Below are 18,201 nucleotides of genomic sequence, written 5' to 3'. Positions count from 1 at the left end.
GTGCTAACTCTCGGTACCCGGCATCCGGTCTGCACCCCAGCTGCGTTCGATGTAGCCGATGGTGTCCTGCACTGCCGATGCGGGAACCTTGTCCGGCTCGCCGTTCTCCAGCGGATCGGTGTGGAAGATGTACAACCGGGACGCGAACTGCTCGAACGGAAGTGAGCCTTCGCCCGCTTTCTCGCCGTTACCGGCCGTGCCGACGACGACGCCGTCGCCCCAGTCCTGACCGCTGTCGTTGTTCGGGTTGAAGAAGTAGACCCGCATGACAGCGTCGGGGTCGGGGGCGACGCGCAGGATCGTGATGGCGTGCCACCCGATGTACCGTGCGGCGCTGTCGGTGACGGCGACACCCGCAGGCTGGGGGTGCACCAGCGGTTGGCCCCCGTTGTATTCGAGATGGTACGACGCGTAGAACTGCCGAACGAAGTCGTCCAGGTCGATCAGGTTGCCCGTTGCGACATCGACGTCGATGTTGAATCCGCGTGCGGACCACCAGCCGTGGAACTCCGGGTTGACCCACTTGTGCGGATCCCCGGGGCGGTCGGCGCACCTACGAATCATCTCTGCGTAGATGCGATCCAGATGCGGAACCAGGAGCTGCGACACAGGATCCAGGTCGAGGGGAGCAGTGGTGGCCACGCCACCGGAGCTGTCCTTCGACGACAGTGGCTGCCCCTCGAAGTGCATGACGATCTCGTCGTCGCGCGCGGCCCACACCACCATCTGCAGGAGGTAGTCCGGGTCGTTGTACGCCCACATCGACAGCGCGCGAGCGGACTGGCACGTCGGATTGTCGCCCTGCCCGACGCCCAGCGGTTGCCCGAGCATCGACAGAAGCCCACCGAGCAAACGGGATTCGGGCTCCGGCGTCGGGCCGAACACGTCGACGAGCCGCTGACGTACGCCTGGTTCCAGTCGAAGCGCCAGCTGCCGCCACAGCGACGGCACGATCGGCGGTTGGTGCAGGATGCCGCGGTCGAGCATCAGGGCGATACCGTACAGGCATTGCGCGGAATCGGGATGCACGGCTTCGACGATCAAGCAGTGGACCAGCTCCGGGTACCGCTGAAGGCAGGTACGTCCGGTTTCGGAGACGCCGAGTGCCTCACCGAGCAGATAGGTGTTGTGCTCGATCAGGAATCGAACCAGCGTCGCGTGGTACGGCGAGACCAGACCGGTGTCGTGCATGGCACGGGCGAACCCGCGAGCCTCGAACTCGAGACCCTCGGCGTCCATGGCGTCGAGGCGTGAGCGATACACGTCGACGCCCGGATCCTCGCGGCACGCCTCCGTCGGACCGAACAACGCCGAGATCAATCGATCCAGACCTTGCCCCGATGCTCCGAGATCCACCTCGGGGTCTTCGCGGTACACCGCGATGCGGGTCACCATGGCTTTGATGTGGTCGACCTGAATGGGCCTCTGCCGCAGTACCCGCCAGATCTCGTCGCCCAATTTGTCGAGGACGCTGTCGTATCCGATCTGGTCGGCGACGTAGCCGAACAGATCTCGGATGAGGTGCGCGACCCGGCCGAGCTTCACGCGCTCGGCCTCCGACGGTGCGGAGAACAGCACCTCGAGGTTCATCGCCAACACCTGCGACAGAAAGTGTTTCGCGTCCTCGGCACTGACCGCGGGGTGCGTGTACTCGCCTGCAGCGATTGCTACCAGCCGAAGCTCGCTCGTTGCCTCGAGGACGACGGTATCGATCACACCACTGCGCAGGGACGGCCCGACGAAACCGGGCACCAGGATGTCCGGATGCGCCCAGTCGGTACCGGTGAACAGCCCCGCCTCGTCCAACGCTGCGGCACGTTCACGGACTGCAGCGCATCCACCGCGTTGCAACAGAACTCGATGCAGCGCGTCGAGGACACGTTTGACCTTGGTGGTCTTGGAGAATTCAGGGGCCCCCGCCAATGCTTCGGTGGCGTGGTCGAGTTGTGCGACGCGACTGACCAGCGCCTGGTCGACGGGTGGGTCCAATGTCTGTGACGGACCGGTCGAGAAGTCCCCGAAGTCTTGCCTCACACGTAGAAGTCCAGTTCTTCCTGATGCTTCAGCAGGTCACGCATGCGGTACGGGTCGTCGCCGAAGAAGTACAGCAGACCCCAGTGCGTGCCGAAAGCTGTTCGCTTGGTGACGGTTTCCTCGACGGGTGCCGAGAGGTCGTTGGTTTCGTAGTAGTCGTGCTCGGCGGTTTCGGCAGGAATCTCGAGGTGGCTGACGACGCGCCGCCGTGGGTACACGCCGAAACAGCCGGCGATGCCGGTGGCGTCCTCGACCTCGGTCGGGAAGAACGCGTCGATCTCTTCCTCGGTGGTCTTCGGGTCGAACGCCAGCGCGAGCCCTTGGTAGGCGTTGAAGCCGTAGGCACGCTCGAGGAGCTCGAACACCTTGAAGCCCGGTGGCCGGTACGCGACTTCACCGAAGTACATCTCGCCGTCGCTGGTGACGAAGTATTCCGGATGAACGAATCCGAACTCGATGTCGAAGGTCTTGATGAGCTTCTCGATCTGCGCGGTGATCTGCGGCCGGTACTTCTCGAGCTCCGGAGTTGCGGGCACGAACACCGAGTACCCGAGCGTCACGTACTCGGAGATGTTGAGGAACTTGATCTTTCCGTTGTGGATCCACGCTTCGACAGCGAATTCCCAACCGTCCAAATGCGATTCCATCAGTACCGGGAACTCGTCGTCGGGGATGGAGTCGACCTCGTCGGGAGTGCGGATGACGCGGTGCCCGAGGCATCCGGCCTTGTCGAAGGCCTTGAGGTGGATGGGATCGTTGGGGTCACCGTCGAGTTTGAGCAGTGTCTGATTGACCCGGCGGAGGAATCGGACGACGTCCTCTCGGTCGTGCGCCTCCTCGAAGATGCCGACGCGAATGCCGCCGAGCTGCGCGCGACGTTTCATCAGCGCCTTGTCTCGCAGCAACATCGCTTGACCGAACAACCGTGGATTGCCGAGCAGAACGGAGTTGATGGCACCCGCCCACTCGACAGTTTCCTCGTACAGCGGGATCGCGACGTCGACACCACGATCCTGCAGTGCCTCGGCGATCTCGAGCGAACGATCGTTGATGCGCTCGAAGTTCCAGGAGATGTACGGAATGTCGTGTTCGGTGCAGTACTGCTCGGCCCATTCGGGTGCCACGACCACGTACCGACGGTCGAATGCATCCAGGGCCTCCACCGCGGCGAGACTCCAGCCCAGTAGTGCGACGTAGCCCTTCTCCGGATTCTTCTCCAGTCGTGTGGGCTGCGGCATACATGGTCCTTTCCGTCGGAAACGTGTCGTCAGGTCGTCCCGTCCACCGTACAGAGGGCAGTGCGCAGGGCAAATCGCGCACGCGTGTCCCCGTCGCGACGTGCGGTGGTCACCGCCGGGCTAGCGCTGGTTGACGTCGACGGCGCCGCGGACGAGGTCCGAGAAGCCTTTCTCGTCGACGACGTCTCCGGAGTGGATGTCGATCGCACGGCGCGTTCCGGCGTCGAGGCTGGCGTTGAAGATGCCCGACGGATCGGCTACGGACGCGCCCTTCGCGAAGGTCACCTTGACCTTGTCCTTGTAGGTCTCGAGCGTGCAGAGCAGCCCGTCGAGGCTGAACGTGGGCACGCCGTCGGGGTTGGACGGCTTGCGCCACTTCACTTCCTCGGTGACGCCTGGGGCCGCGGAGAGAATCAGTCCTCGGAGGGTGTCCACGGTGTCGATCCGCCAGTCTGCGCTCATGGCCGAAAGACTACTGGCGTCGGCGCCACAATCGCAGGACGACGTACGTGTTCGCGACGAGAACCGCGATGTACGGCACCACGAACAACGGCGTGCCCGACGGTGTCAACGCCGAGACCCAGTCGGCCGGGTCGCCGTCGACGACGGGGCGGAACAGGTCGGTGATCTCGGCGGTGACGAGAACGGTCATGCCGAGGATTGCAGTGATGTTGCCGAACGTCGACACCGCCCGGCCGGCCCGAAAATCGCCGATCATCACCAGTGCCGCCACGCAGGCGACGATCATGATGGGAGCGAACACCGTCAGGCCGAACACCGCATACAGATTCCAGTCGCCCAGTGCGCCGGGAAGAAGATCCTGATGGTCGATCAGTGCTACGACCGGCATCGTCAGAACCAGAACGAGTAGCGGCGCAACTCCGACGGTCAATACCCATTCGATATCGCGAGGGCTGCGGGTGCGGTGCCCGACGGCCGTCGTTTGGGGGTATTTGTCCGCTTCGTGCACGGACCTACAGTGCCATACGCGCAGGTGAGATCGAAACGGTTCTCCGCAGGCCAGGCCCGGGATCTGCAAGAATCGACCGATGATCGACGACGTAGGGCTACGACGGGATTCGCTCGTGCGGATCCTGGAGGTCGTGCGCGGCCTGGGCGTCGGCGAGGGATTGGAAGTCACCCTCGCGCGCGTCGCTGCAGCCGTCGTCGATGTGCTGGGTTTCGGTGCCGTCGTCGTCAACGTCAAGGTTCCGGGCGGCGGCCTCGTCGTCTCGACGGCGACAGGCCCTCCCGAGGTCCGCGACATGGTCGGCGAGACGATGACGCACGAGGTGTGGCTGGGTCTGCTGGACGCATGCGAGCGGTGGGGAGAACTACGGTTCCACGAGAACCTGGCGGAGGTCGATGCTCTCGGAGGCGTGTCCTATCGTGACCCGCACCGAACTCACTACCTCTCCGCATCGCCGGATGGTGAGCGGAGGATCTGGCAGCCCGAGTACGCGCTTCTGGCACCGATGTGGGCCGGGGAGAACGCGCTGCTCGGTGTTCTGAGCGTCGATCTCCCGATCTCCGGGCTGATCCCGGACGCCGAGCAGTGCGCGATGTTGGAATTGTTCGCAGGCCAGGCCGGCGCAGCCATCGCGGAAGCGGCGAGGATCGGTGATGCCGAGGACCAGCAACTGCAGTACCGCGCAGTGTTTCTCGATTCGCCGATTCCGACGGCGATGCTCGGGCTCGACTCCACCGTCGTCGAGGTCAACAGGGCGTTCGAGGAGCTCACGGGGCGGATCGAGTGCGAGCTCCGCGGTCTCGATCTGACCGCGGTGTTCGGCGCCGAGACCAGGCACGCAGGCGTCGAGGACCGTCGCGTGTTGCGTGTGGACGAGGAACGATGGGCGCACGTCCGGGTCCAGCGCATCGAAAGTGCTTACGGCACAAGGTTCGTGTGCACTGCCGAGGATCGCAGCGCATCACACCTCGCTCTCGACCACCTGCGCCTGCGCGCGGAGCGCGACGACCTCACCGGACTCGGGGTCAAGAGCCTCGCGATGACGGAACTTCGTGAGCGGCTCGAGCGTCAGGCCGAGGACGACCTCGTCGCATTCCTGTTCTGTGATCTCGACGGCTTCAAAGCCGTCAACGACGGGCACGGCCACCTCGTCGGCGACCGCGTTCTGACGGAAATTGCTGCGTGCCTGCGTGAATGCGTCGAGGACGGTGACCTCGTGTGCAGACTCGGCGGCGACGAATTCGGGATCGTCGCCACCAGGACAACGGTGGACGGCATCGAGGATCTCGCGCGCCGCTGCGTCGGGAAGCAGAGTTCCGTCCACGGCAGGATGTCCGTCGGAGTATGCATCGTCCCGGCGGGGAGCGGCAGGACGGCCGAGGCGGTGGTCGAGGCCGCCGATTCGATGCTCTATCGGACCAAGGGCGACGGTGGTGGCAACTGGCGGAGCACCGTGCTCGGGCCGGCTGTCGGGAAGCTCAGCTGATTTCTTGACTCCTCTCGGCGGGCTGTGCGAACCTGAAACGGTGACCGAGCGATCGCTCGGTCGGCCCAACTTCGAGGAGCGCGCCGGTGTCGATCGATCTGACGTATTCGCCCCAGGTCCAGACCGTGATCGACAAGACTCGGACGTTCGTTCGTGAGACGGTGTTGCCGATCGAGGACAAGTTCCTCGGAAACATCGCCGATGCGGGGGGAGACGAACTGCGGATCTCCCTGCAGCAGGCAGCCAAGGACGCAGGCGTCTTCGCACCGCACGCGCCCGTCGAATACGGCGGGCTCGGACTGAACATGAGCGATCGCGCTCCCGTGTTCGAAGAGGGCGGCTACTCGCTGTTCGGTCCCGCTGCACTGAACATCGGCGCCCCCGACGAAGGCAACGTGCACATGCTCGCCCACATCGCATCCCAGGGCCAGAAGGAACAGTTCCTCGCGCCCCTGGCGTCCGGCGACGTGCGCTCCGCGTTCGCGATGACCGAGCCGGCCCCCGGTGCAGGCTCCGACCCCTCGGCCTTGACCACGGCCGCAGTCAAAGTCGACGGCGGATGGAAGGTCGACGGGCAGAAGTACTTCATCACGGGCGCGGACGGCGCCGGGTTCTTCATCATCATGGCCAGGACCGCGGGCAAGCCGGGTGACCGCGGCGGTGCGACGATGTTCCTCGCGCCGGCCGACACCCCCGGCATCAAGGTCGGCAGGCACATCGGAACCCTGGACAAAGCAATGATCGGCGGACACTGCGAGGTGTTCTTCGACAACGTCTTCGTCCCCGACGAGAACGTGCTCGGTGCCGTCGACGAAGGCTTCTCCTACGCGCAGGTCCGCCTGGGACCGGCGCGCATGACCCACGTGATGCGATGGCTCGGTGCCGCCCGCCGCGGCCACGACATCGCCGTCGATCACGTTGCGCGTCGCGAGGGATTCGGATCCGTGCTCGGCGATCTCGGCATGGTGCAGAAAATGGTCGCGGACAACGAAATCGACATCGCCGCGACGCGCGCGCTGCTGGTACAGGCCTGCTTCGCCCTCGACCAGGGATCACACGCCGGGAACGAGACGTCGATCGCCAAAACCTACGCGGCCGAGGCTATTTTCCGCATCGTCGACCGCAGCATTCAGATGTGCGGCGGACTCGGAGTGTCCGACGACCTGCCGTTGGCCAGGTTGTCCAGGGAAGTCCGCCCGTTCCGCGTCTACGACGGACCCTCCGAGGTGCACCGCTGGGCCATCGCCAAACGAGTCGTCGGCGCAGCCAAGAAGGCCGCGCGTCAGGCCGCCGACAAATGACCGAACTACCAGGCATGAACACTCCCGCTCTCGCCGTGTTTCTCGGCGAGAACGGAGTGGCACTCGACGGCGAGCTGCGCGTCGAACTGATCAGTGGCGGCCGATCGAACCTCACCTACAAGGCGTTCGACGACACGAACGCCTGGGTCGTTCGCCGTCCCCCGACGAGCGGTCTCACCCCGTCTGCACACGACATGGCCCGCGAGTGGGCAGTGACGAGCGCGCTGCAATCCACCGACGTACCCGTCGCCAGGACCGTGGCCTTCGACCGCAACGGAGACGTATTGGGCGCTCCGGCAACTGTTGTCGAGTTCGACCCGGGTACGGTCATCAGAACCCGCGAGGACCTGGACGCCCTGTCCGACGACGACGTCGCGGCCAACACGTCCGAACTGATCCGCGTACTCGCCCGCCTGCACCACGTGGACTACGACGCAGCGGGCCTCGGCTCGTTCGGCAAGCCCGCGGGATTCGTCGGGCGCCAGGTCAAGACATGGGCTCGCCAGTGGGAAGCCGTCAAGACGCGTGACCTCCCCGATGTCGAGAAGTTACGGGACAAACTGGAAGCGGCGGTACCGTCGTCGTCCGGTGCGTCCATCGTGCACGGCGACTACCGGGTCGACAACGTCATCCTCCGGCGCGGGAATCCAGGTTCCGTTGCCGCAGTGGTGGACTGGGAGATGTCGACCCTCGGCGACCCGCTCACCGACGTCGCCCTGATGTGCGTGTACCGGCAACCGGTGTTCGACGCGGTCCTCGGAACGGCTGCGGCGTGGACCAGTGACCGCTACCCGTCCGCGGACGAACTCGCCGAGATGTACAGCCGAGAAACCGGTTCCGGATTGTCCGACTGGAACTTCTACCTTGCCCTCGCCAACTTCAAACTCGGCGTCATCGGCGAAGGCATCACGCACCGAGCGTTGTCCGGCTCCGACTCCGGGCCGGGGGCAGCGTCGGCAGCAGAAGCAACACAGGAATTCATGGCGTCGGGACTCCGCGCGATCGAGGGGAAGAAGTGAAATCTGCACTGGTCACCGGTGGATCGCGCGGCATCGGTCTGGGAATCGCCACTCGCATGGCGCACCTGGGCTACTCGTTGACGATCACGGCGCGCGATGCCGCCGCTCTCGAGGAGGTCGCCGAAGACCTCGGGAAGGCAGGTGCTCCCCAGGTGGTGACGGTGGCCGCCGACCTCGCCGACCGGGACGCCGCCGACCGAATCACCGGCGCGCACGCGAACGCGTACGGATCCATGAACGCACTGGTCCTCAACGCAGGCGTCGGAACGGCAGGCCGCATCGAGGACTACCCGATGCGCCGCTTCGACAAAACACTCGACGTCAACCTCCGGGCGCCGTTCCACGTGCTGCAGAACTCGATCCCGCTCATGCGCACTGCCGTCGACGCCGACCCGGACAACGGAGCCAAGGTCATCGCCCTCGCATCCATGGCGGGCGTCTACTCCGAAGCAGGACTCGCCGTCTACGGCGCCACCAAGGCGGCCATGCTGTCGCTCGTCGAAACCCTGAACGCCGAGGAAAGCGCCAACGGCATCAGCGGAACGTCCATCGCGCCCGGTTACGTCGACACCGACATGAGTGACTGGACCAAGGACAAGATCCCCGGCGAATCCATGATTCGGGTCGACGACATCGTCGAACTCGCGGCCGGCATCCTGTCCCTCTCCTCCCGTGCAGTCGTACCTCGCCTGGTGGTCACCCGCGCCGGGGCCGGGCTGGGAGCGTAGCCGATAACAATCGAATGGATTGGTACACCCGCTTTCGATTGAAGACTCGCCGGTTTGCCACCCGGTCTGTGGACGAAGTTGCCCCACAATCGTTTTGGTGTGCAAAACTGCCGGTGGACACGGTCGTCGGAGCCGTCTCGAGCGCGGGGGTTTCATGGTTCACGCATGGCGTTTCGTTGTGTTCTGCGCGGTCCTCGTCGTGGGCTGGGCCGGTATCCCCACCCTCGCTGCCGCGGAACCGTCGGCCCCGAGGATCGACAGTCGAGTGGACGTCAGCACCACCCTCACCCAGCTCGCGGTGTACTCGCCGAGCATGGATCGAATCATCGACGTCCAGGTGTTGACCCCGGAGACCGAGAGCGGCCCCCGTCCGTCGCTGTACATGCTCAGCGGCATCGGTGAGGAGGACCCGACCAACAGCATGTGGCTGCGCAAGGGGGGAGCTGCCGAGTTCTTCCGCGACAAGAACGTCAACGTCGTGCTTCCGCTCGCCGGGCCGGGAAGCTTCTACGCCGACTGGCAGCGCGACGACCCGAAGCTCGGGCGGTACAAGTGGGAAACCTTTCTGACGCAGGAGCTTCCGCCGCTGATCGACGAGGAGTTCGACGGCAACGGCCGCAACGGTATCGCCGGCTTGTCGATGGGTGCGCAGTCGGCGATGATGCTGGCGTCGCGTAACCCAAGTCTCTACTCGGCCGTCGGTGCGTACAGTGGCTGCTTCGCCTCGGCGGAACTGTTGGGTCAGGGCAGTATGCGCGGGATCGTCACGGCCTTCGGTGGCAACGCGGACAACATGTTCGGGGGACCGCTCGACCCGGCCTGGGCGGCTCACGACGTATTGGTCAACGCAGAAGCGCTGCGTGGCACATCGATCTACGTCTCCGTCGGAACCGGGTTGCCGGGGCCGCACGAGAAATTCGAGACCGCCAAGGACTGGGACGTCGTTGTGGTGGGTGGCCTCATCGAGGTGGGATCGAACTTCTGCACGCATCGACTGGACGACCGGTTGCGTGAGCTCGCCATCCCCGCCACTTTCGATTTCGAGGACGTCGGCACCCACTCGTGGGCGTACTGGGTCGATCAACTGCCCAAGAGCTGGCCTACCCTCGCCGCCGGCCTCGGGTTGTGAGTTCGAGAACCGAGACCAACGTCTCCACTGCGCGAGGGAAGGCACGGTCGCTCGGTGCGGAGAATCCCACCAGGATTCCGTCGGGCATGACGTCAGACTCGACCTCATCGGCGCTTGGATGCCTGAACCAGCCGAGACCCTCGACGGCGAGGCCGGCCTCACTCGCACCGGCCAGCACGTCGGACTCCGAGCCGGGAGGAAGCGTCAGGACGGCCTGTAGGCCGGCGGCGATTCCCATCGTTCCGATTTCGGGTACCCGCTCCCGCAGGGCATCGACGAGCGCGTCTCTTCGTCTGCGATATTTCAGTCTCATCGCCCGAACGTGACGGTCGTAGGCGCCGGTGGTGATCAAGTCCGCGAGGATCAACTGATCCAGAGCACTCACCGTTGCCTCCCTGACGCCTTTCGCGTCCAGAATCGGGTCGAGCAGGTGCTCCGGCACCGCCATCCACCCAACACGTACGCCGGGTGAGAGAGACTTCGAGATCGAGCCTGCGTAGAGCACCCGATCCGGATCCAGGCCCTGCATTGCTCCCACCGGCGTTCGGTCGTAGCGGAATTCGCCATCGTAGTCGTCCTCGACGACAAGTCCGTCGGTGGCGCGGGCCCAGTCCACCGCCGCGGTTCTTCGCTGCGGGTGGAGGGAGACGCCCGTCGGGAACTGGTGGCTTGGCGTGAGCACCAGCGCAGCTGCCTCGATCGGCTCATGGGTTCGGCCACCGTGCTCGTCGACGCCGATCGGCACGGTCGGGCCCGAGGTGTCGAACAGGCGCCGGTGGAACGGCAGGCCGTACGACTCGACCGCGAACGGTCCGGAGACAACCGACGTGAGGATCTGCGCTGTCTGAGAGAAGCCGGAACACACGAGAATTCGTCGCGGATCACTGCGAACTCCGCGGGTACGGGCGAGGTACCCGGCCAGTGCGCGTCTCAGTTCGAGTCGGCCGTGCGGATCGCCCGGGCCGAACGCGTCGACGGGCGCGCCGCTGACCGCTCGGCGTGCCGCGGCCATCCACGCCGCGCGCGGAAACGCTGACTGATCAGGACGGCCCGGCCGAAGGTCGTGCTCGGGACGCAACTCCGGCCGCACCGTCGACGACGCCGCGCGCACCGATGCCGCTCCGCGATGCGCGACGCGGGTACCCGAGCCTCGGCGGGCGTCGAGCCACCCTTCGGACACGAGCTCACCGTAGGTCTCGGCGACCGTGTTGCGGGCGACGCCGAGATCGGCTGCCAACGCGCGGTACGACGGTAACCGGGTGCCCGGCTCCAGCCGCCCGGTCGCGATGGCGTCGCGCAGGGCGCGTCCGAGCGCGGACCGCCGCGAGCCGGTCGGGGCGAGATCCAGGTGAAGGTCGATCCCCGAATCGACCACGATTTCTGCCACGGAATTGAACCTTATTGCGGTCATCGAGGCGTCGTAGCGTTCCGGTCATGACAACACGCATCAACTTCGCATCCGCATCCCCGGCCGTGCGCACGGCGCTCGTCGCTCTCGACGTCGCCGGCCGCAACGGCATCGACCCAGCCTTGGCCGAACTGATCAAGATCCGAGCGTCACAGCTCAACGGCTGCGCGTTCTGCCTGCACATGCACACCACCGACGCCAGGAAGGCAGGCGAGAGCGAGGAGCGCTTGGCTCTCGTCGCGGTGTGGCGAGACGCGAGCAACTTCTTCGACGAGAAGGAACAGGCGGTACTCGCGCTGACCGAACAGGTCACGCTCATCTCGCAGGGAGGAGTGTCCGACGAGGTGTACGAGCGTGTCGCGCAGCACTTCGACGAGCACCAGATCGGTCAGCTGCTGGCTCAGATCTTCACGATCAACGCCTGGAACCGCATCGGCGTGTCCACCCACCTGGTGCCGGGTGTGAACAATCCGGGCCGCTCCGCCTGAGGGCGAGTGGGAATCGACGTAGTCGCTCAAGGGGAGCACGGAGATCGGAAAGGACAAACTGCACGTGTCGACGCCGCGGGAATGGTCGATTTCTCCATAGGCCAAGCGCCCACCAACCCATAACGTGTCCCAGGTCACTCTCACCACCGAGAAAGCCGAGACACATGCCTGCAGACGCACCGAAACCCGAGATCGAAACGCGGGTGGTCAAGAAGGTCGCCCGACGGATCATTCCGTTCCTGGGCCTGGCCTACTTCGTCAACTACCTCGACCGAACGAACATCGGGCTCGCGAAACTCACCATGAGCGACGAGCTCGGCCTGACCGAGACGATGTTCGGGTTGGCGTCCGGACTGTTCTTCATCGGCTACCTGCTCTTCGAGGTGCCGAGCAACCTGGCGCTGCACAGGTTCGGTGCCAGGCGCTGGATTGCCCGCATCATGCTGACGTGGGGAGTGATCGCCGCGGGCATGGCCTTCGTGCCCACCGCGGGCTGGCTCTACGGTTTGCGCATTCTGCTGGGTATCGCGGAAGCCGGCTTCTTCCCCGGCGTGCTGCTCTACATGACGATGTGGTTCCCGCGTGCGTACCGCGTGCGGTTGATGGGCCTCTTCCTGCTGGCGCTCCCGATCTCCTCGGCGCTGGGGGCGCCACTGTCCAGCGCGATCATCCAGTACTGGGACGGGCTGTTCGGGCTCTCGGGATGGCGCGTGATGTTCCTCGTCGAAGGCCTTCCCGCGGTTCTGCTCGCCGTCGTCACCTGGTTCTACCTGACCGACCGGCCTGCTCAGGCGAAGTGGCTCGACGACGACGAAAAAGCATGGCTGACGGCCGAACTGGAGTCCGAGGACTCCGCGAAGGGTGGACACGTCAGTGGCTCGGTGACTCGAGCGCTGCGCGATGCAAGGGTGTGGATGCTCGGCCTCGTCTATTTCGGTATCACCTACGGGCTGTACTCGCTCAGTTTCTTCCTGCCCAGCATCGTCGCCGGGTTCAAACAGACGTTCGACACCGACTTCTCGCTCGTCACAACGGGTCTGATCGTCGCCGTTCCGTTCGCCGTCGGTGCGGTGGCCATGGTGCTGTGGAGCAGGCACAGTGACCGGACCGGTGAACGTACCTGGCACGTCGCGATTCCAACCCTCGTCGGCGCTGTCTCCATCCCGTTCGCGCTGTACATGGACTCACCGTTCACGACGATGCTGGCGGTGACGGTCAATGCCGTCGGTGTCTTCTGCGCGCTCCCCGTGTTCTGGTACCTCCCGAGCACGTTCCTGACGGGGGCGGGTGCCGCCGCTGGAATCGCGATCATCAACTCGGTCGGCAACATGTCCGGCTTCGGCGCTCCCTACGTTACGGGGTGGCTGCTCGACACCACCGGAAACGCGCGCGCAGGGCTGTGGGTAGTGGGCGCGGTGATGCTCTTGGCCGTCGCGTTGGTTCTGATACTTCGCGGTCGTGTGGGCGCCCGACCCAGCCCCGTCGCCGCACCGCGCGAGCAATCAATGCGCACAAGATAAGCACGTTTTCGTGACCAGGAAACGTGCAACGTGCTCAATTCGAATCCGAACTATTGATCCTTCTGATGATTCTTGATTGTGTTCCAGGTAACAGTGCAACTGTACGGAGGCCGAGATGGACACCGCAATTTCACGAGCGAGCGATGACGACCTCATCCAGCTCGTCACACCCGAAGGCACGCGAACCGAGCCTTCCGAATTCACCGGCCTCGTCGAGGACATCACGACGGACAAGCTCCGCGACCTCTACGAGGACCTGATCGTCGTACGACGGATCGACGCAGAGGCCACCGCGCTCCAGCGGCAGGGAGAACTCGGGCTCTGGGCACCTCTGCTGGGACAGGAAGCCGCCCAGGTCGGATCCGCCCGCGCACTGCACCCCGACGATTTCGTCTTCGGCAGCTACCGCGAGCACGGGGTCGCGTACTGCCGCGGCGTCGACCCGACGGAAATGTTGCGGTTCTGGCGCGGTTCCACCCAATCCGGCTGGAACCCGTACGAGTACAACATGACAACGCCGGCCATCATCGTCGGATCTCAGGCCCTGCACGCCACCGGATACGGGCTGGGAATTAAATTCGACGGAGCCGACGGCGCCGTCATCACCTACTTCGGTGACGGCGCCACGAGCCAAGGCGACATCTCCGAAGCATTCGGATTCGCGGCAAGTTTCAACGCCCCTGTCGTGTTCTTCTGCCAGAACAACCAGTGGGCAATCTCCGAGCCGGTGACTCTGCAGACGCACATCACGATCGCCGAACGTGGCCGTGGATTCGGTGTTCCCGCGCTACGCGTCGACGGCAACGACGTGCTGGCCGTCCTTGCGGCCACCCGGATGGCACTGACTCGCGCACGCGAAGGCAGCGGACCGATGCTGATCGAAGCCGTCACCTACCGAATGGGACCGCACACCACTTCCGACGATCCCACCCGCTACCGGTCGGCGGCAGTCGACGACGAATGGAAGAAGAAGGACCCCATCGACCGCATCGAGCGACTGCTCGACGCCGAAGGAGCGATGGACGACGCGCTCCGCGCACGCGTCAAGGATCGGGCCGACTGGACCGCAGCCGAACTCCGCCGCGGATGCCTCGGCACCGTGGAGCCGACGGCGATGTCGGTGTTCGACAACGTGTATGCAGACCCCCATCCGTTGATCGCCGAGGAACGAGACGCCTACGCCACCTATCTCGCCGGATTCGAAGGAGCTCAGTCATGACCGCGACACTTGCCGCCCCGCAGCTTCCGCTCGGTAAAGCGCTGAACGCAGGCTTGCGTCGGGCGATGGAAGACGACCCCAAAGTAGTGCTGCTCGGCGAAGACATCGGCAAACTCGGCGGGGTCTTCCGCATCACCGACGGCCTGCAGAAGGACTTCGGGCCCAACCGCGTCATCGACACTCCACTGGCCGAGTCCGGAATCATGGGCACCGCAGTCGGACTCGCCTTCCGCGGATACCGGCCGGTCGTCGAAATCCAGTTCGACGGCTTCATCTACCCGGCGTTCGATCAGATCGTCTCGCAGGTGGCCAAGCTGCACTACCGCACCGGTGGCAACGTCACGATGCCCCTGACCATCCGAGTGCCGTACGGCGGCGGAATCGGTGCCGTCGAACATCACTCCGAATCCCCGGAAGGCTACTTCGCGCAAACAGCCGGCCTACGCGTCGTCAGCTGCAGCAATGCCGCCGACGCCAACGTCATGCTGCGCCAGGCCATTGCGTCGGACGACCCGGTTCTGTTCTTCGAGCCCAAGCGACGCTACTGGCAGAAGGGCGAGGTCGACGTCACTGCGCCGATCGACGATGCGTACCCGCTGCACCGAGCTCGGGTTGTCCGTGAGGGCACGGACGCGACGATCATCGCGTACGGCCCACTGGTCGTCACCGCCCTCCAAGCAGCGGATGTCGCTGCGGGCGAGGGTCGGTCGCTCGAGGTGATCGATCTGCGTTCGCTCTCGCCACTGGACATGGACACCATCGCGAAATCGGTCCGCAAGACCGGCAGGCTCGTCATCACCCACGAGGCAGCGACGTTCATGGGTATCGGCGCAGAAATCGCCGCACGAGTACAGGATCAGTGCTTCTACAGTCTGGAAGCGCCCATCCAACGCGTCGGTGGATTCTCCACCCCGTACCCGGCGGCGAAGCTCGAGGAGTTCTTCCTCCCCGACGCCGACCGGATCCTCGACGCAGTGGACAGGACGTTCCCGGCATGACGAACAGCTTTCGCCTACCCGACCTCGGAGAAGGACTCACCGAGGCCGAACTGATCAGCTGGTCGGTCGAGGTCGGTGACACCGTCGAACTCAACCAGGTGATAGCCGAGGTGGAAACCGCCAAGGCGTCCGTCGAGCTCCCATCGCCGTTCGCCGGGACCGTCACGGCGCTGCACGCCGAGGAAGGCTCGACCGTCCAGGTGGGCAACGTCATCATCGACATAACCGACGGCTCGGCCGAGATCTCAGTCGAAGAGCCCGCCGAGAAGGAAGAACGCGTCCCCGTCCTCGTCGGGTACGGCGTAGCCGGTGAGGGCGCGAGCCGACGAGGCAATCGTCGCCCGTCGCCCCCGGCGTCGCCGCCCCCCACGAACGGCAGACCGCTGGCGTCCCCACCGGTCCGATTCGTCGCCAAGCAGCGCGGCGTCGACCTCGCGGACGTACCGGCCACCGGTACACACGGCGAGGTGACCCGGGACGACCTGGCGGCGTACACCGAACGCGGCACCGTCCCGGTCGCAGGTACGGGCAAGAACGAAACCCGCACTCCCATCAAGGGAGTTCGCAAACACACCGCGGCAGCCATGGTGTCGAGCGCCTTCACCGCGCCACACGTCACCGAGTTCATCACCGTCGACGTGACCCCGTCGGTGGAACTGCTGGAGAAACTGCGCGCCACCAAGCACTTCCGCGACATCAAGCTCACCCCGCTCGCTCTCGTCGCCAAGGCACTCCTGGTGGCTCTGCGCTCCAATCCGAGCCTGAACTCGGAATGGGACGAGCAGGACCAAGAAATCGTCACCAAGAACTACGTCAACCTCGGAATCGCTGCGGCGACGCCCAGAGGCCTGATGGTGCCGAACATCAAGGACGCACACACCCTCGGTCTGAAAGACCTCGCGCACGCGCTGACCCAACTGACCGTGACGGCCAAGGAAGGCAAGACCGGCCAGGCCGACCTCGCCGACGGCACCATCACGATCACCAATGTCGGTGTCTTCGGTGTGGATTCGGGGACCCCGATCCTCAACCCAGGGGAGGCAGCGATCCTCTGCTTCGGCGCGATCCGTCGTCAGCCGTGGGAGTTCGAGGGAGAGATCGCTCTGCGCTCGGTCACGACGCTGAGCCTGTCGTTCGATCACCGTCTGGTCGACGGTGAGCAAGGATCGAGATTCCTGGCCGACATCGCGTCGATCCTCGCCGACCCGATGAACCTGGTGGCGTTGGCATGAGCGACGTCGTCGTCCTCGGAGGCGGATCGGGCGGGTACGCAGCTGCATTTCGTGCTGCGCAACTGGGACTTTCGGTCACCCTGGTGGAGAAGGACAAGGTCGGAGGAACCTGCCTGCACCGCGGGTGCATCCCGACCAAAGCCCTCCTGCACGCGGCGGAGGTGGCGGACACCGCCCGGGAGAGCTCGTCGGTGGGGGTTCGTGCGAACTTCGAGGGTATCGACATCGGCGGCGTCCACGCGTACAAGGACGGCGTGGTCTCCAAGCTGTACAAGGGCTTGCAGGGCCTCGTCAAGGCTCACAAAATCGAATTCGTCAGCGGTACAGGTAAATACGTCGGAAACAAGACCGTCGACGTGGACGGCCGCAGGATCACCGGATCATCGGTTGTCCTCGCGACTGGGTCGTACGCGAAGGTGCTCCCCGGAATCGAACTCGGGCCGCGAGTGCTGACCAGCGACCAGGCGTTGACCCTCGACTACGTCCCGAAGCGGGCCATCGTGCTGGGCGGGGGAGTCATCGGCGTCGAATTCGCCAGTGTGTGGGCATCGTTCGGTGTCGAGGTGACCATCGTCGAAGCACTGCCCCGATTGGTTGCAGCCGAGGACGAGTGGGCGTCCAAACAGCTCACCCGCGCCTTCAAAAAACGCGGCATCGTCGCACGGACAACGTCGCCGTTCACCGGCGTCAAGGAAACCCCCGACGGTGTGACGGTGACCCTCGACTCCGGGGAGACGCTCGATGCCGATGTTCTGTTGGTCGCGGTCGGGCGCGGGCCCACTACGTCCGACCTCGGCGGCGTCTCGATGGATTCGGGATTCGTCGGCGTCGACGGCAACCTGATGACCTCGGACGACGGCGTCTACGCCGTCGGTGACATCGTGCGCGGACCACAGCTGGCGCACAGAGGATTTCAGCATGGCATCTTCGTCGCCGAGCACATCGCGGGTCTGAAGCCCACCGCAGTCCCCGACGAGAACATCCCCCGGGTCACGTACTCGAACCCCGAAATCGCGTCCGTCGGACTGACGGAAGCGCAGGCGATCGAGCGTCACGGTTCTGCGGATTCCGTCGTCTACGACCTCGCCGGCAACGGCAAGAGTCAGATCCTCGGCGCGTCGGGCGGGGTCAAGCTGGTGCGGGCCGGGGGCTCCATCGTCGGCATTCACATGGTCGGCGCACGCGTGGGCGAACTGATCGGTGAGGCGCAGTTGGTCGTCAACTGGGGCGCATACCCCGAGGAAGTCGCGCACCTGATCCACGCTCACCCAACGCAGTCCGAGGCCTTCGGCGAAGCTCACCTCGCACTGGCGGGGAAGCCGCTGCATTCCCACTGAGGTGTCTTCTGTTACGCCCGTGAAAACTAATCCTCCCAGCGTCCCGCATACGTAAATCTACGGACGTGCCCACTGCCGAGTAGTTCCTACTGTT

The 18,201-nt window shown here is 65.0% G+C and carries 16 protein-coding genes; 11 read left to right on the top strand and 5 right to left on the bottom strand.

The features are described from left to right. Nucleotides 1-3 precede the first annotated feature (3 nt). The 4 genes from BH95_RS17330 to BH95_RS17315 form a co-directional block, all read right to left on the bottom strand. Complete coding sequence (locus BH95_RS17330) at nt 4-1,989, bottom strand: hypothetical protein (RefSeq protein ID WP_037183274.1); 1,986 nt, start codon at nt 1,987-1,989, stop codon at nt 4-6. A gap of 41 nt (nt 1,990-2,030) precedes the next feature. Then, nucleotides 2,031-3,272: an ATP-grasp domain-containing protein gene (locus tag BH95_RS17325; RefSeq protein ID WP_020111081.1), complete on the bottom strand. Its 1,242-nt coding sequence runs from the start codon at nt 3,270-3,272 to the stop codon at nt 2,031-2,033. Between the two features lie 120 nt (nt 3,273-3,392). Continuing rightward, a complete protein-coding gene (locus BH95_RS17320) occupies nt 3,393-3,734 on the bottom strand; it encodes a DUF1801 domain-containing protein (protein WP_037143101.1) in 342 nt (113 codons plus the stop codon). Between the two features lie 10 nt (nt 3,735-3,744). Then, nucleotides 3,745-4,242: a hypothetical protein gene (locus tag BH95_RS17315; RefSeq protein WP_019662783.1), complete on the bottom strand. Its 498-nt coding sequence runs from the start codon at nt 4,240-4,242 to the stop codon at nt 3,745-3,747. A gap of 79 nt (nt 4,243-4,321) precedes the next feature. Between BH95_RS17315 and BH95_RS17310 the strand changes: the two genes are divergently transcribed. The 5 genes from BH95_RS17310 to BH95_RS17290 all read left to right on the top strand — a co-directional run bounded on the left by BH95_RS17310 (nt 4,322) and on the right by BH95_RS17290 (nt 9,905). After that, nucleotides 4,322-5,728, top strand: a complete 1,407-nt coding sequence (locus BH95_RS17310) for a GGDEF domain-containing protein (protein WP_037183272.1) — start codon at nt 4,322-4,324, stop codon at nt 5,726-5,728. Nucleotides 5,729-5,814: 86 nt separating this feature from the next. Further along, the gene (locus BH95_RS17305; RefSeq protein WP_037183270.1) at nt 5,815-7,029 is read left to right on the top strand and encodes an acyl-CoA dehydrogenase family protein; all 1,215 of its coding nucleotides are present in this window, start codon (nt 5,815-5,817) and stop codon (nt 7,027-7,029) included. Further along, nucleotides 7,026-8,048 carry a phosphotransferase family protein gene (locus tag BH95_RS17300; protein WP_037183268.1) on the top strand — a complete coding sequence of 341 codons (1,023 nt, stop codon included), beginning with the start codon at nt 7,026-7,028 and terminating at the stop codon, nt 8,046-8,048. The genes BH95_RS17305 and BH95_RS17300 overlap by 4 nt, the downstream gene beginning before the upstream one ends. Then, a complete protein-coding gene (locus BH95_RS17295) occupies nt 8,045-8,776 on the top strand; it encodes an SDR family oxidoreductase (protein WP_037183266.1) in 732 nt (243 codons plus the stop codon). The genes BH95_RS17300 and BH95_RS17295 overlap by 4 nt, the downstream gene beginning before the upstream one ends. Nucleotides 8,777-8,930: 154 nt before the next feature. Next, nucleotides 8,931-9,905: an alpha/beta hydrolase gene (locus BH95_RS17290; protein ID WP_019662788.1), complete on the top strand. Its 975-nt coding sequence runs from the start codon at nt 8,931-8,933 to the stop codon at nt 9,903-9,905. Here BH95_RS17290 and pdxR read toward each other — a convergent pair. Further along, on the bottom strand, nt 9,877-11,316 hold the full coding sequence (gene pdxR, locus BH95_RS17285; RefSeq protein WP_099052208.1) for a MocR-like pyridoxine biosynthesis transcription factor PdxR: 1,440 nt from the start codon (nt 11,314-11,316) through the stop codon (nt 9,877-9,879). The genes BH95_RS17290 and pdxR overlap by 29 nt on opposite strands. A 23-nt stretch (nt 11,317-11,339) precedes the next feature. On the opposite strand from pdxR, the gene BH95_RS17280 reads away from it, so the two are divergent. The 6 genes from BH95_RS17280 (at nt 11,340) to lpdA (ending at nt 18,107) form a co-directional block, all read left to right on the top strand. After that, a complete protein-coding gene (locus BH95_RS17280; RefSeq protein ID WP_019662790.1) occupies nt 11,340-11,801 on the top strand; it encodes a carboxymuconolactone decarboxylase family protein in 462 nt (153 codons plus the stop codon). A 164-nt stretch (nt 11,802-11,965) separates the two neighbouring features. Beyond that, nucleotides 11,966-13,321: an MFS transporter gene (locus BH95_RS17275; protein ID WP_037183262.1), complete on the top strand. Its 1,356-nt coding sequence runs from the start codon at nt 11,966-11,968 to the stop codon at nt 13,319-13,321. A 115-nt stretch (nt 13,322-13,436) separates the two neighbouring features. After that, entirely contained in the window at nt 13,437-14,540 is a 1,104-nt protein-coding gene (pdhA, locus tag BH95_RS17270) for a pyruvate dehydrogenase (acetyl-transferring) E1 component subunit alpha (protein ID WP_037183260.1), read from the top strand. Next, entirely contained in the window at nt 14,537-15,538 is a 1,002-nt protein-coding gene (locus BH95_RS17265; protein WP_033190043.1) for an alpha-ketoacid dehydrogenase subunit beta, read from the top strand. Before pdhA ends, BH95_RS17265 begins: the two co-directional genes overlap by 4 nt. Next, complete coding sequence (locus BH95_RS17260; RefSeq protein WP_037183258.1) at nt 15,535-16,770, top strand: dihydrolipoamide acetyltransferase family protein; 1,236 nt, start codon at nt 15,535-15,537, stop codon at nt 16,768-16,770. Before BH95_RS17265 ends, BH95_RS17260 begins: the two co-directional genes overlap by 4 nt. Continuing rightward, complete coding sequence (gene lpdA, locus BH95_RS17255; RefSeq protein WP_037183256.1) at nt 16,767-18,107, top strand: dihydrolipoyl dehydrogenase; 1,341 nt, start codon at nt 16,767-16,769, stop codon at nt 18,105-18,107. Before BH95_RS17260 ends, lpdA begins: the two co-directional genes overlap by 4 nt. The last annotated feature ends 94 nt before the right edge of the window (nt 18,108-18,201 follow it).

This window comes from Rhodococcoides fascians A44A, assembly GCF_000760735.1.
GTDB lineage: Bacteria > Actinomycetota > Actinomycetes > Mycobacteriales > Mycobacteriaceae > Rhodococcoides > Rhodococcoides fascians_E.
This window is presented reverse-complemented; position numbering and strand designations above follow the sequence as displayed.

What these genes read in the sequence shown, in the direction of transcription:
- BH95_RS17325 (WP_020111081.1), bottom strand. Translation starts at nt 3,272, where the DNA reads ATGCCGCAGCCCACACGACTGGAGAAGAATCCGGAGAAGGGCTACGTC.
- BH95_RS17320 (WP_037143101.1), bottom strand. Translation starts at nt 3,734, where the DNA reads ATGAGCGCAGACTGGCGGATCGACACCGTGGACACCCTCCGAGGACTG.
- BH95_RS17310 (WP_037183272.1), top strand. Translation starts at nt 4,322, where the DNA reads ATGATCGACGACGTAGGGCTACGACGGGATTCGCTCGTGCGGATCCTG.
- BH95_RS17300 (WP_037183268.1), top strand. Translation starts at nt 7,026, where the DNA reads ATGACCGAACTACCAGGCATGAACACTCCCGCTCTCGCCGTGTTTCTC.
- BH95_RS17290 (WP_019662788.1), top strand. Translation starts at nt 8,931, where the DNA reads ATGGTTCACGCATGGCGTTTCGTTGTGTTCTGCGCGGTCCTCGTCGTG.
- pdxR (WP_099052208.1), bottom strand. Translation starts at nt 11,316, where the DNA reads ATGACCGCAATAAGGTTCAATTCCGTGGCAGAAATCGTGGTCGATTCG.
- BH95_RS17280 (WP_019662790.1), top strand. Translation starts at nt 11,340, where the DNA reads ATGACAACACGCATCAACTTCGCATCCGCATCCCCGGCCGTGCGCACG.
- BH95_RS17275 (WP_037183262.1), top strand. Translation starts at nt 11,966, where the DNA reads ATGCCTGCAGACGCACCGAAACCCGAGATCGAAACGCGGGTGGTCAAG.
- pdhA (WP_037183260.1), top strand. Translation starts at nt 13,437, where the DNA reads ATGGACACCGCAATTTCACGAGCGAGCGATGACGACCTCATCCAGCTC.
- BH95_RS17265 (WP_033190043.1), top strand. Translation starts at nt 14,537, where the DNA reads ATGACCGCGACACTTGCCGCCCCGCAGCTTCCGCTCGGTAAAGCGCTG.
- BH95_RS17260 (WP_037183258.1), top strand. Translation starts at nt 15,535, where the DNA reads ATGACGAACAGCTTTCGCCTACCCGACCTCGGAGAAGGACTCACCGAG.
- lpdA (WP_037183256.1), top strand. Translation starts at nt 16,767, where the DNA reads ATGAGCGACGTCGTCGTCCTCGGAGGCGGATCGGGCGGGTACGCAGCT.